This is a genomic window from Saccharothrix sp. BKS2, from assembly GCF_047689505.1.
Lineage (GTDB): Bacteria > Actinomycetota > Actinomycetes > Mycobacteriales > Pseudonocardiaceae > Actinosynnema > Actinosynnema lopnurensis.
In genome coordinates, this window is the sequence record NZ_JAUQOL010000005.1 from 150,622 (window position 1) to 163,797 (window position 13,176).

At 75.0% G+C, this 13,176-nt stretch carries 9 protein-coding genes; 7 read left to right on the forward strand and 2 right to left on the reverse strand.

Features of this window, described 5'->3' with window-relative positions; genetic code table 11:
- Window positions 1-137 precede the first annotated feature (137 nt).
- The 3 genes from Q5530_RS11840 (at window position 138) to Q5530_RS11850 (ending at window position 6,165) form a co-directional block, all read left to right on the forward strand.
- Window positions 138-3,941, forward strand: coding sequence for a protein adenylyltransferase SelO family protein (locus tag Q5530_RS11840; protein ID WP_415362216.1), 3,804 nt, complete (start codon window positions 138-140; stop codon window positions 3,939-3,941).
- A gap of 162 nt (window positions 3,942-4,103) precedes the next feature.
- Entirely contained in the window at window positions 4,104-4,259 is a 156-nt protein-coding gene (locus Q5530_RS11845; protein ID WP_415362217.1) for a hypothetical protein, read from the forward strand.
- Between the two features lie 439 nt (window positions 4,260-4,698).
- Window positions 4,699-6,165: a DUF4185 domain-containing protein gene (locus Q5530_RS11850; protein ID WP_415362218.1), complete on the forward strand. Its 1,467-nt coding sequence runs from the start codon at window positions 4,699-4,701 to the stop codon at window positions 6,163-6,165.
- Here the strand turns inward: Q5530_RS11850 and Q5530_RS11855 are convergent.
- Window positions 6,162-6,545, reverse strand: coding sequence for a transposase (locus Q5530_RS11855; protein ID WP_415362219.1), 384 nt, complete (start codon window positions 6,543-6,545; stop codon window positions 6,162-6,164). The genes Q5530_RS11850 and Q5530_RS11855 overlap by 4 nt on opposite strands.
- Before the next feature lie 12 nt (window positions 6,546-6,557).
- Window positions 6,558-7,340, reverse strand: a complete 783-nt coding sequence (locus Q5530_RS11860) for an AfsR/SARP family transcriptional regulator (protein ID WP_415362220.1) — start codon at window positions 7,338-7,340, stop codon at window positions 6,558-6,560.
- A gap of 339 nt (window positions 7,341-7,679) precedes the next feature.
- Between Q5530_RS11860 and Q5530_RS11865 the strand changes: the two genes are divergently transcribed.
- The 4 genes from Q5530_RS11865 (at window position 7,680) to Q5530_RS11880 (ending at window position 13,113) form a co-directional block, all read left to right on the forward strand.
- Window positions 7,680-7,844 carry a thiazolylpeptide-type bacteriocin gene (locus Q5530_RS11865; protein WP_415362221.1) on the forward strand — a complete coding sequence of 55 codons (165 nt, stop codon included), beginning with the start codon at window positions 7,680-7,682 and terminating at the stop codon, window positions 7,842-7,844.
- A 75-nt stretch (window positions 7,845-7,919) separates the two neighbouring features.
- Window positions 7,920-10,457 carry a lantibiotic dehydratase gene (locus tag Q5530_RS11870; RefSeq protein ID WP_415362222.1) on the forward strand — a complete coding sequence of 846 codons (2,538 nt, stop codon included), beginning with the start codon at window positions 7,920-7,922 and terminating at the stop codon, window positions 10,455-10,457.
- Window positions 10,454-11,530 (forward strand): lantibiotic dehydratase C-terminal domain-containing protein, encoded by a 1,077-nt coding sequence (locus Q5530_RS11875; protein ID WP_415362223.1) that lies wholly within the window; start codon window positions 10,454-10,456, stop codon window positions 11,528-11,530. Before Q5530_RS11870 ends, Q5530_RS11875 begins: the two co-directional genes overlap by 4 nt.
- Window positions 11,527-13,113 (forward strand): hypothetical protein, encoded by a 1,587-nt coding sequence (locus Q5530_RS11880; protein ID WP_415362224.1) that lies wholly within the window; start codon window positions 11,527-11,529, stop codon window positions 13,111-13,113. The genes Q5530_RS11875 and Q5530_RS11880 overlap by 4 nt, the downstream gene beginning before the upstream one ends.
- Window positions 13,114-13,176 lie beyond the last annotated feature (63 nt).

Genomic DNA, 13,176 nt, shown 5'->3' on the forward strand with positions numbered 1-13,176 from the left:
GACAGGTCCCGTCGGGTGAAAGTCGCCGGGGCACCGGGGCGCGGGGACCGCAATCGTGCGTTGCGGCCGGCCGCGGGCGCGGGGTGTGGTGGCGGTTGTCCGGCCGCGGGGCCGGCACGGCGATCGGAGGGGGTGCGATGGTGGAGCCAGGCGCGGCCGGCCGGGTGAGCCAGTCCGGTGCGGCCTCCGGTGGGGCGAACCTCTTCCAGGCCGGCGGGGACATCACGGTCCACGGTGACGTGATGGGCGGGGTGCCCGCGGTGGAGTCGGTGTCCCCGCCGCCGTCGGTGGGGCGGGTCCCGGTCGCACCGGAGCTGTTCGTGGGCCGCGGCGAGGAGTTGGCGCGCCTGGGCGGGGTCGTCGCCGGCGGGGGCCGGGCGGCGGTGGTGGCGGTGCACGGTCTGGGCGGGGTCGGGAAGAGCACCCTGGTCGCGCGGTTCGCCGCGGTGCACGCCGAGGCGTTCGAACTGATCTGGTGGGTGACGGCGGACTCGCCGGCCGCGCTGGACGCCGGGCTGGCGGAGCTGGCCGAGGCCGTGGCCCCGAAGGCGGCGAAGCTGCCGCCGGAGGAACGGACGCGGCTGGGCGTCCGCTGGCTGGCCACCCACGACGGGTGGCTGCTGGTCCTGGACAACCTCACCGCCCCGGCGGACGTCGCCGGGCTGCTGGAGCGGGTGCGGACCGGCACCGTGCTGATCACGTCCCGCCGAGGTGGTGGTTGGCGCGGGGTGGGCACGGTGGTGCTGGACGTGCTCCTGCCCGCCGAGGCGGTGGCGCTGATGACCGGGCTCGTGCGCGCGGAGTGGCCCGACGCCGACCTCCGGGGCGCGGACGCGTTGTGCGCGGAGCTGGGCTGGTTACCGCTGGCGGTGGAGCAGGCCGCCTCCTACCTCGCCCAGGCGCGCATCCCCCCGACCGGGTACCGGGACCTGCTCGCCCGGTACCCGGCGCGGATGTTCGCCGCGACGGCCGAGGGCGGGGACGCCCAGCGCACCGCGGCCCGGATCTGGCGCGTCACCCTCGACCGGCTGGCCGACACGCCCCTGGCCGGCCGGGTGCTGCGGGTGCTGGCCTGGTGGGCGCCCGACGCCGTGCCGCGAACGCTGCTCGACGGGACGGCCGACGAGCCCGACCTGGTGGAGGCGCTCGGCAGGCTGGCCGCCCACAGCATGATCACCCTCACCGGTACCACCATCGGGGTGCACCGACTGGTCCAGGCCATCACGCGCACCCCCGACCCCCACGACCCGCACCGCCGGGCCCGCGACCTCGACGCGGCCCGCGCCACCGCCACCACCGCGCTGCTCACCGGGCTCCTCGAGCGCGATCCCGGCCACCCCTCCGGCTGGCCCCATTACCGCCTGGTCCTGCCCCACGCCCAAGCCCTGCTCGGTCACAGCGCCACCGCCACGGACACCGGCGAGACCTGCGACCTCCTCACCCACCTCGGCCGCTACCTGGTCGGCCAAGGCGATTCGGCCACCGCCCTCGCCTACTTCACCCGAGCCCTGCACGGCCGCGAGCGCATCCTCGGGCACACCCACCGGAGCACGCTGGCCAGCCGCAACGACCGCGCCTACGCCTACTGGTCCGTGGGTGACCTCCGACGTGCGATCCCGCTGCGCGAATCCACCGTCGCCGATTACGAACGCGCCCTGGGCCCCGACCACCCCGACACGCTGACCGCCCGCAACAACCTCGCCTACGTCTACCGGTTCGCCGGCGACCTCCAACGGGCGATCCCGCTGCACGAGGCGTGCCTGGCCGACCGCGAACGCGTCCTCGGACCCGACCACCCCCACACGCTGACCACGCAGGACACCCTTGCCGCCGCCTACCTGGCCGCCGGTCACCCCTGGCGCGCGATCCCGCTGTACGAGAAGACCCTGGCCGACCGCGAACGGGTCCTCGGCCCCGACCACCCCGACACGCTGCTGTCCCGCAACGACCTCGCCACCGCCTACTCGATCGCGGGTTCCCCCCGGCGCGCGATCCCGCTGCACGAGGCGACCCTGGCCGACCGCGAACGCGTCCTCGGACCCGACCACCCCGACACGCTGATCACCCGCAACAACCTCGCCACCGCCTACCGGGCGGTGGGCGACCTCCAGCGGGCGATCCGCCTGCACGAGGCGTGCCTGGCCGACCGCGAACGCGTCCTCGGACCCGACCACCCGGACACCCTCACCTCCCGCAACAACACCGCTTTCACCCACTGGTGCGCGGGCGACCTCCGACGCGCGATCGCGCTGTACGAAGCCACCGTCGCCGATTGCGAACGCGTCCTCGGACCCGACCACCCCGACACGACGCTCTACCGCGAGAACCTCGCCGGCACCGCCGCTCGAACAGCCCCGACGCGGCCGCCCCCACATCCCCGTCCCCCGACGACGCGCCCCGACCGCAGCGGCTGGTCCGGCGCCGACCACCCGGGCAGGTCCACGCACGCGCGTACCTTTGGGAACGTGAGCACCGCACCGCCCCCGACCACCACCCTGGGCAACGACTTCGCCCGCGCGCTCCCCGAGCTGGCCCTCCCCTGGCGCGCCGACGAGTTCCCCGCGCCGGACCTGCTCGTGCTCAACGAGCCCCTGGCCGCGGAGCTGGGCCTGGACCCCACCTGGCTGCGCGGTCCCGAAGGGGTGCGCCTGCTCGTCGGCAACCACGTCCCCGAGGGGGCCACCCCGGTGGCGCAGGCATACGCCGGGCACCAGTTCGGGCACTACTCCCCGCGCCTGGGCGACGGCCGGGCGCTGCTGCTCGGTGAGCTCACCCACGCCGACGGCCACCCGCGCGACCTGCACCTGAAGGGCTCCGGGCGCACGCCGTTCTCCCGAGGCGGCGACGGCCTGGCCGCGGTCGGGCCGATGTTGCGCGAGTACGTGATCAGCGAGGCGATGCACGCCCTGGGCATCCCCACGACCCGCTCCCTGGCCGTGGTGGCGACCGGTCGTCCGGTGCGCCGCGAGACCGCGTTGCCGGGGGCCGTGCTCGCGCGGGTCGCGCGGAGCCACCTGCGCGTCGGCAGCTTCCAGTACGCCCGCGCCACCGACGACGTCGACCTGCTGCGCCGGCTGGCCGACCACGCGATCGCCCGGCACCACCCCGGGGCGGCGGAGGCGGACAACCCGTACCTCGCGCTGTTCGAGGCGGTGGTGGCCGCCCAGGCGTCGCTGGTGGCGCGGTGGATGCTCGTCGGCTTCATCCACGGGGTGATGAACACCGACAACATGACGATCTCGGGCGAGACCATCGACTACGGGCCCTGCGCGTTCCTGGAGGCGTACGACCCGGCCACCGTCTACAGCTCCATCGACGAGGGCGGGCGCTATGCCTACGGCAACCAGCCGCTGGTGGCCGAGTGGAACCTCGCCCGCCTGGCCGAGGCCCTCCTGCCCCTGCTCGCCGACGACCAGGAGCGGGCGGTCGCGGTGGCGGTCGAGGCGCTCGGCGCGTTCCGGCCCCGGTACGACGCCGCGTGGTCGGCGGGGATGCGGGCCAAGCTGGGTCTGTCCGCAACCCCGGCGGACACGGCGGACGCGGTGGTCGCGCCGCTGGTCGACGACCTGCTGACGCTGATGCGGGACAACCACGTCGACCACACGTCGTGCCACCGCCGGCTGGGCGCGGCGGCCCGGGGCGACACCGAGCCGGCGCGCGAGCTGTTCCTCGACCTGGCCGGGATCGACGCGTGGATCGCCCGCTGGCGGGCCCTGGGCCCGGACGGCGACGCCATGGACCGGGTGAACCCCGTGCACATCCCCCGCAACCACCTGGTCGAGGAGGCGCTGACCGCCGCGACCGGGGGTGACCGGGCCCCGCTGGAACGCCTCCTGGACGCGGTGACCTCCCCCTACGACGAGCGCCCCGGCTTCGAGCGCTACGCCGAGCCCGCCCCGGCCGACTTCGGCGCCGACTACCGGACGTTCTGCGGGACCTGAGCCGGCGGTCAGGCGTCGGGCGGTTCGGCCGCGCACGAGCGACAACCCGGCGGGTAGCCCGGTGGGGTACTGGTCCGGTCGGCGGAGAGCTGGGACGATGGCGGTGTGCGATCCGATCCCGTCACTCCGTGCGGGCCCCTGACCGCGAGCCGTCGTCGAGGCGTGCAGCTGGTCACCGGGGTGGCCGTCGGTGGTGGCCTGGGCGCCGTCGCCGCCCCGTGGTGGGCGTGGGCCGTCGTGCTCCCGGGGCTGTGGCTGCTGGCCGCCGCGATGCGCCGGATGACCCCCTCCTACCTGGTCACCAGGTGCAGCGGCTAGCGGTGCGCCTCGGCGGGTCGGTCCGTCGTGGGAACGACACCGACCAGGGCGTGTCCTGGGGGTCTTTCTCATGATCGTGTGCAGATGATGAGGCGTGGTAGGACGTGGTAGGACGTGGGATGAGGCGTGGGCGGGGATCGTGTCGATTCCACCCCGATCTCCACAGGCTCCGCGACGTCGTCCAGCGGTGCTTCAACGAACTCGAGCAGTTCCGCGGCCTGGCCGGCAGGTTCGCGAAACGAGCCGCCCACCACCGAGCCGGGATCATCCCGGCCCGCATCGTCCTCCACCTCAGATGAAGATCCACAGGACACGCCCCAGCCGACCTGCTGTCCGGTTTCGGGACTGACGTTCCGGCACCGGCAAACCTGGTCATTCCCGTTTTCCGGAACAGTGGGTAGCGTCGTGGTCACACAGCGGTCACTCCTGGAGGAGCGGAATGCGACGCGACGACCACACCAGCGGCGATGGCACCGATCCGACAGCACGGACGGGCCGCGGCATCAGCCGTGCGACGTTCCTCAAGGGGGCCGCCGGCGCACTGCTCGGCGCCGGCGGCGGGCTCGGCGCCGCGACGGCCGGCGCAGCCGACACACCGCGTGCCGGTTACCTCAAGGACCTCACGGGCAACGAGACGGCCCGGTTCGGCTTCCGGGGCACCGACCTCGGGTTCACGGCACGGACCAACCACGGTTACTGCATCTCGATCTTCGGCGACACCTTCGACCAGCCGGTGCCGGTCAACGTCACCGGGTGGCGTTCGCCCGTCGGGCTGCGCCAGTCGAACACCGACCTGCAGAACGGTATCCGCTGGGACAACGCCATCGGTGGCTCACGGGCCAAGGAGTTGATCCTCTATCGGCACAACGATCCCGACTACGCCAGGAACACGCCGGGGCAGGTCGTCACCGAGATCCCCAACGACCTGATCCACCTGCCCGACGGCCGCTACATCATGACCACGTTCGGTGTGCGGGACTGGGCGATCCCCGAGCAGGGCGGCATCCCGAGTGCCGGTGGCAGTTGGCGCACCTGGTACTCCCGGCTGTGGACGTCCACCGACACCAACGCGGAGAACTGGACCACCACGTGGAACCTGGAGACCAACCGGGAGAACATGGACTACTGGAACAGCGGCGACATGAGCCTGTTCCAGAACAACACCATGATCATGTGGCCGGGTGAGAACTTCGTCTACGTCTACGGGACCAACGAGGGCCGCTGGAACGGCGGTGGCATCCACCTCATGCGGGTGCCGTGGGACAAGATGTGGAACTACAGCCAGTACCGCTTCTGGGGCGTCGACGGCTCCGGTCGCTGGGACTGGCGCCAGTACGGGCCGATCACGCCGATCATCAACGCACCGAGTCGCAACGAAGCCATCGGCGAGTTGTCGGCACAGGTCATCGAGGGGCGGGTCGTGTTGTCGTTCCTCAACGGCGGCCGCGGCGCGGTCACCCAGACGGCGACGTACCCGACAGGCCTGTGGACCGCCCCGAAGACCCAGGTGACCTACGCGCAGGCCCAGAACATCTACGCGCCGATCGTGCATCCGTACTCGACGTTGGCGAACTCCCACATCCTGTTGTCGCAATGGGTCGGGTCGGAGTACTACGGCGTCCGCCAGTGGACCGGCAACATGTACGGCACCGTCGCGGCGCGTGGCTCGGTCGGTGCCACGCTGGCGGTGACGAAGGACGAGCCCGCCCTTCCCGGGCACGTCGGGCCGGTGTCGCCGCAGTGGCAGAAGCTGCCGCTGGCCGAGCAGATCGCGGTACTCGGTGACAATACCGACAACCGCGTGAGCAGAGCCGACATCGCGGCGGTGACCAGGTCTGCGGCGAGCGCCAACACCGGGGTGTCGGCGGCACGCCACCGAGCGGGGGCGATGGCGCCGACCGGCTAGGGCGTGTCCTGTGGATCTTCATCTGAGGTGGAGGACGATGCGGGCCGGGATGATCCCGGCTCGGTGGTGGGCGGCTCGTTTCGCGAACCTGCCGGCCAGGCCGCGGAACTGCTCGAGTTCAGGGAACTGCTCGAGTTTGTCGAAGCACCGCTCGACGACGTCGCGGAGCTCGTGGAGATCGGGGTGGAATCGACACCGACCACGAACGCGACATTCTCCCCCAACGTCCCCGGGGAGTCGTCCTCGACGATCACGTGCTCCGGGATCCGGTCCCCCGTCCCGTCCGCGGTCCACAACCGCAACCGTTCATACGCGGTCTTCCACGGCCCATACCGCCCAGGCACACCACGCCACGCCGCACCGGCGCGCCCCTTCCACACAACCGCGTCGATCTAGTCGCCCACGACCTCCTCGTACACCGCCCGCGCCTCGACCCCGGGCCTGATGCCCAGGTCCGAGTCGAGCACGTGCCACAGCCGGCGGTACACGCCGATCGCGCCCGTGCGGTCGCCCAGGTGCGCCAGCACGCGCATCAGCAGCACCTGCGAGGACTCGCGGGCGGGGTGGGCGGACGCCTGGGGCGCCAGCAGGTCGACCGCCTCGGCCCACGCGCCCAGCTCGGTCTTCGCGGTCGCCAGGTGCTCGACGGCGGCGAGCCTGCGCTCCCGCCACAGCGCGGTCACCGTCGTGGCGGGGCCCGAGGGCACGAGCCCGACCAGGCCGTCGACCGGCCAGCCCGCCAGCGCGGGGGTCAGCGCGGCCACCGTGGTCGGCAGGTCGCCCTGCCGCAGCGCCGTCGCGCCGCGCCGGGCGAGGCCGTCCACCCACAGCGCGTCCACGGCCTCCGGGCGCACGTCGAGCCGGTAGCCGTGGCCGACGTGGACGAGCAGGCGGGCGAAGCCGGTGTTCGCGGTGTCCAGGCAGCGGCGCAGGCGGGACACGTACAGCTGGAGGTTCTTGACCGCGCTGCGCGGTGGTTCCCGCTCCCACAGGTAGTCCAGCAGGCGTTCGGTCGACACGGCCGTGCCGGCGTCCAGCGCGAGCGCCACCAGCAGCGTGCGCGTCTTCACGCCACCGGGCACCACGCCGCCCGCGGTCGGTCCGCTCACCGAGGAGCCGCCCAGCAGCCGGACGTCCACCTCCCGCTGCACGCGCACCGTCGACCGAACCGACATCCCAGCGCTCCCCACCTCAGCCCGACCCGTCACCGCACACGGTATGTCGGACCCGGAGGTGCGCGGCGCCACACCGAACGGAGTGCGTTACCTCGCCCGGAAACGCATACCGGACGTATACCGGCAGGTGGAATCGTCCGGCCCGTCGCCCGTGTCCCGAGGAGGTGCCCGTTGACCCCGAACGAACCCGATTCGGAGAACCGCACCGCCGCGAGCGGGGCGGGCCGGTCACCGGGACGGCTCCGGGGCGGGTGATCGCACCACCCGACAGGGCGGGCGGTCCCGGGTCGGCACGTCGCCCGGCCGCGTCGCCGAAGCACTCCCGAAAGGACGCAACCCGTGGACCTGACCTTCGACGATTCCGAACTCGACCTGGGTGACCTGGCCGTCACCGCGATGCGCGACGCCGTCGCGCTGCCCGAGACCGGCGCCTCGGCGGCGGCGTGCTCGTGCAGCAGCACCTCGTGCTGCTGCTGCCAGCAGGTGCCGCAGCTGCCGAGCTGACCGGGCAGCCGAGCGGATCCGAGCCGGGGGCGCCCGTTCGCGGGCGCTCCCGGCCCACACCGGGGGGAGCACCGGATGACCGGGAGCGCGACGGGCCGGACCACGACCGAACTCGCGCCGTACGCGCTGGTCCGGGTGACGGCGCTGCCGCACCGACGACCGGGTACCACGGACTTCCGGACCGGGCTGGGCCAGGTCGTGGCGGCCGAGGCCCGGGTGGCGGCGCTGGCGCCGGACCTGGCCGACGCCCTGCACGACAGCGCCGCCGGCCACCCGGCCGAGTTCCACCGGCGGGTGGTGCTGCCGCTGCGCCGCGACGTGCACAACGGCCGCGTGCCCGGACCCCGGGTCGTGGCGGAGCTGGGCGACCTGCCGCAACGGGTGCCGCTGCTGGCGTACTGGCTGGCGGCCCACGCCGACCTGGTGCGGGCGGTGGACGAGGCGGTGACCGCGTGGCCGCGCGAGCTGGCCGCGTCCCGGGCGTGGCTCGCGGAGGTGTGCGCGGCCGACGCGCTGCGGCGGGCGAGCGCGCTGACCGGCCCGGACCTGTTGCACGGCCTGGACCGCACCGCGCGGGGCCGCGGCGAGCCCGACCGCCGGGCGCGCAAGGTCGAGCCCGCGGTGCTGCGGTACGCGTTGCGCGCGACCGCCAAGACCAGCCCGCTGTCCTGGTACACGCACGTCGGTTGGGGCGTGTGGGGCGAGGGTCCGTGGCCCGCCGCGCCGCCGGTGTCGCACCCGGCCGCGCACCGCCTGCTGGTGACCAGGGTGGTGGACGCCCTCGGTCCCGGGCTGCCGCACCGGTTGGCGCCGGCGCTGCGGGAACACGACGGGCGGCTGCTGTTCCGCCGGGACTCGCCGGTGGAGGGCGTCGGCCGCGCCGTGGTGGTGCGCGAGGAGGAGGTGGACCTCGCCGCGTCCGGGCCGCTGCGGTTCGTGGTCGCGACCGTGCGGGAGGCCGGGTCCGACGGGGTGTCGCCGGCCCGGGTCGCCGGGGCGTTGGCGGCGCGGCTGGCGGGTGAGGACGCGGAACGCTCGGCGCGCGGGTTCGTGGCGAAGACCCGGGACCTGGGGCTGCTGGTGCCGGTGTCCCCCGTCCACCCGCAGGACCCGGACGCGCTGGGCTCGCTGGCCGCGTGGCTCGCCGCGCGGGCCGAGGAGGCAGGTGAGGCCGATGAACGGGCCGACACCGTTGAGCGGGCCGACACCGGCCGGCAAGCCGACGAGCCGGCGGGCAGCCACTTCGCCGACACCGCCCGCCGCCTGACCTCCCTCGCCGCCACCACCGCCGCGTTCGCCACCGCCGACCCGCAGACCCGCACGGCCGTGCTCACGGACCTGACCGAGGGCTGGCGCGAACTCGGGGAGCGGATCGGCGCGGACCTGACCGGGGTCACCCCCGTGGTCGAGGACGTGGTGCTGCCCGAGCCGGTGCCCGTCCCTCCCGGCGCCGTACCCGCGCTGGCCCGCCTCACCCCGCTCCTGGCGGCGTTCGACCAGCACGTGCTGCTGCGCCGGCTGATCCGGACCAGGTTCGTCGAGCGGTTCGGCGAGGGCGGGGTCGCGAGCCTGGCCGACTGCTCCGGGCCGCTGGTCCTGGCGTGGCAGGACTCGACGAGCACCGGGGCGGCCGAGGCCGTGGGCGATCCCGGGGTCCGCGCGGTCCTCGGCATCCGCGAGAAGCTGGCCGGGCAGGTCCACGACGGCGTCGTCACCGACGAGGTGCTGGCGACCGCCGCCGACCTGCTGCCCGCGTGGGCCACCGGCCGCGCCGGCTCGTACGGCTTCTTCGCCCAGCCGACCCCGGACGGGCGGCTCGTGGTCAACCGGGTCTACGCCGGGTTCGGCAAGTTCACCAGCCGCTTCCTCGACCTGCTGCCCGGCGCGCGCGACGCGGTCACCCGCCAGGTGCGGCGCTACACCGACCACCCGGTGCAGTTCCGCCCGGTGCAGGGCTTCAACGCCAACCTCCACCCGCTGCTCGGGGCCCGCGAGGTCGGCGAGGACGCCCGCTGGGCCGACCTGCCCGCCGACGAGCTGGACGTGCGGCACGACCCGGTCGCCGACGAAGTGCGGGTGACGCACCGCGGCGTCCCGCTCGACGTGCTGTACCTGGGTTTCCTGATCGCGCCGGCGCTGCCGGACCGGCAGGCGCCGCTGTACTCGGACCTGGCCTGCGGCTGGGTGGACCTGGACGCGCTGCGGCCCGTCCGGACGCACCGCGGGGTGACCGCGCGGGGCCGCCTGACCTTCGGCGAGGTCGTGCTGGCGCGCCGGTCGTGGGACTTCCCCGCGCCGCCCGCGATCGGCGCGGAGGAGCGGGCCGCGCTGGACGTGGCCCGGTTGCGCGCCCGGCACGGGCTGCCGGAGCACGTCTTCGTCGGACCGGACCCGGGACCGGTGTCGGCCGACGCCTACCGGCGGGCGCTGACGGCGGGCAAGCCGCAGTACGCCGACCTGGGCGACCCGCTGCACCTGCGCTGCCTGCCCCGGCTGCTGGCCCGGTTCCCCGACGGCGTGCGGCTGACCGAGGCGCTGCCCGTGCCCGGCACCGGGTCGCCGGACGGCCGGGTGGTCGAGCTGATCGCGGAAACCTACTGGAGGGCCTCGTGATCGACGTCGTCTGCTACTACCACGACCCGGTGAAGGCACCCCTGCTCCGCGAGGCCGTGCTGCCCGCGCTCGCGGCGGCGCGGGAGCGCGGCGCGGTGGGGCACGTGGAGCGGCACTGGCTGCACGGGCCGCACGTGCGGGTGCGGCTCGACGGCCCGGACGAGACCGCCGCGCTCGTCGCGGACCGGCTGCGCGCGCACCTCGCCGACCATCCGTCCACTGTGGACTTCGGTCGGGCCGGGCTGCTCGCCCAGGCCGAGCGCAACGGGATCGCGGAGCTCGTGCCGCCGCCCTACGAGCCGATCCACCCGGACAACACCGTGGTCGTCGAGCCGACCGATTTCACCGCCGTCCGGCAGCTGCTGGGTTCCGACCCGCTGGTGGACCTGCGCACCCGGTGCCTGCGGCTCGGCGTGCCCGCGGTGCGCGACGCCGTGGCCGTGACGGGCACCAGCCAGACCCGCGTGCGGCTGGCGCTGATCGCGATGGCGGCCCACGCGAGCCGGTTCCCGGCGGGCCTGGCCAACGGCTACCACTCGTTCCTGTCGCACCTGGAGGACTTCCTGCTGCACAGCGACCCGGACGGCGTGCTGCGCGACCGGTTCGACCGGGTGTGGGAGCGCAACGCCGACCAGGTGGTGGGCACCGTGCGCGGTGTCGCCGACGGCTCGGTGAGCACGCCGTGGGTGGCGTGGACCGAGGGGTCCCGCGCGCTGGTGGAGGAGGTGTTCGACCGGGGCGGGCTGCCCACGGCCTACCCGGAGCAGCTCGGTGAGCGCGCCCTGGAGCTGGGCGCGCGGGAGGCGGTCCGGCGCTGGCACCGCGACCACCAGGACCGGGTCAGCGACTACCACCTCAGGTTGCGGGAGGTCGACTTCGACCACCCGGACTACCGGCGGCCCGTCACCGTCTACCGCTTCGGCACCAACATGCTCTACCAGCTGCTGGCCGTGTGCGACGTGACCCCCGTCGAGCGCTACCTGGCCGCGAGCCTGGTGGTGCGGGCGGTCCAGCGGATCACCGGGCTGGGCTGGTCCGAGCACGTCGCGCGGATGGTGAAGGTGGACCGGTGAGCGGGGTGCTGCTGCGCCTGCGCCCGATCGCGCACGCGACGCCCACGGCGACCGGGTTGCACGTGCGGGGGTGGCGGTCGAGCTTCACCGTCGACGGCGGGCGGGGGCTGTGGACGATCTGGGAGCGCCTGGCCGGTCCGCTGGCCGAGGGGGTGCCGCCGGAGCAGCTGGCCGTGCCGGAGAACGCGTCGCCGGCGGTGGCGCGGGCGCTGGAGCTGATCATCGGCCAGCTCCGCGAGCACGACCTGCTGGTGGAGGTGCCCGCCGGGTGGGGCGACGGCGGCGCGGGTGACGGTGGCACGTCCCACCGGGATCTCGGCGCACCGCCACCGGACATCGCGAGCTGGCTGGAGTCGGTGGCCGCGTCGCCGCTGGAGGCGTGGCGGCGGCTGCGCTCCACGACCGCCGTGGTCACCGGTGAGGGCGCGCCGGCCGCCGCCGCCCACCGCGCCCTCACCGCCGCCGGCCTCGACGTCGCCCCCGTCCGCCCCGGCGCGGGCCTGCTCCTGATCGCCGGCCCGCACGCGGTCGCCGCCGGGTGCGCCGCCGACGTCGGTTTCGCGGTCGCGCCGGGCCCCGTCGCCGACGTGGTGGCCGACGCGGCGGCGGTGGCCGACCGGCTGGCGGGCGCCCCCGGGACACCGCCGGAGGTGCTGGCCGCGCTGGTCGGGTCGGCCGCCGCGCACCGGCTGGTCTGCGCGCTGGGCGGCCTGCCCGACCCGGCGACCGAGGTGGTCGACATGTGGAGCGACGTCCCCCCGACCGGGCCACCGCACCAGGCGGTCCTGGTCACCCGCGTGGACCCGCTGCGCGCCGAGTACCACCCGTGGCTGTCGACGGTCCGCCCGCAGGAGCCCAACGGCACCCTGCTGGAGGTCCTGGGCGACCGGGAACTGGGCCCGGTGCCCACCCCGCTGCCCGGCGACCTGCCCCAGCTGCCGGTCAAGCTGGCCGCGTCCGGGAACGCGGTCGGCTTCGGCACGACCGAGCACGCCGCGCGGCTCGACGCCCTGCTGCGCGCCGCCCGGGAACTCGCGCCGGCGGGCGCGGTGCTCGGCGCGGACCGGGCGCACGCCCTGGGCCTGGCCCTGCGCACCGCCGCCCGGCACCTGCCCGGCACCCCGGTCGCCGAGGACGAGTGGTCCGCCGACCCGACCGCCCGCCGCTGGTGGAAGGCCGTGGTGCTCCGGTTCGCACTGCCCGCCGAGGTGGAGGTGACCAGGTTGGGTCCGGGCGTGGTCCGGGCGGTGGTGCGGGCCGCCGGGGAGGAGCTGTCCTGGGCGGTCGAGGCGCAGCCCGCCGACGCCGTCGCGTTCGCCGCGCTGGCCGCCGCCGGGCGGGCGCAGGCCGGGGTGACCGGGCCGGTGGTGCTGTGCGGAGCGGCGCCGTTCGCCACGCCGGACGGGGCCGCCGCGCCGTGGACCAACCGCGACTGGCACTGGCCCCACGGCGTGCGGGACGGCGAGGAGGCGGTGCGGGACGGCCTGCGCGCGCTCGTCGGCGAGGTCGAGCCGGTGCGCCTCGGGCCGGTGTTGGAGGCCGCCGGCCTGGCGGCCTTCGCCGTACCGGGAGCGGCCCGGTGAACCGGACTCGAACCACCCGCGCGCCTCGCCGTGCCGGCGGCCTTCGCCGTACCGGGAGCAGCC

Excerpts from the sequence above, each read along its gene's own strand:
- Q5530_RS11860 (WP_415362220.1), bottom strand. The coding sequence starts at position 7,340 with ATGTCGGTTCGGTCGACGGTGCGCGTGCAGCGGGAGGTGGACGTCCGG.
- Q5530_RS11850 (WP_415362218.1), top strand. The coding sequence starts at position 4,699 with ATGCGACGCGACGACCACACCAGCGGCGATGGCACCGATCCGACAGCA.
- Q5530_RS11870 (WP_415362222.1), top strand. The coding sequence starts at position 7,920 with ATGACCGGGAGCGCGACGGGCCGGACCACGACCGAACTCGCGCCGTAC.
- Q5530_RS11840 (WP_415362216.1), top strand. The coding sequence starts at position 138 with ATGGTGGAGCCAGGCGCGGCCGGCCGGGTGAGCCAGTCCGGTGCGGCC.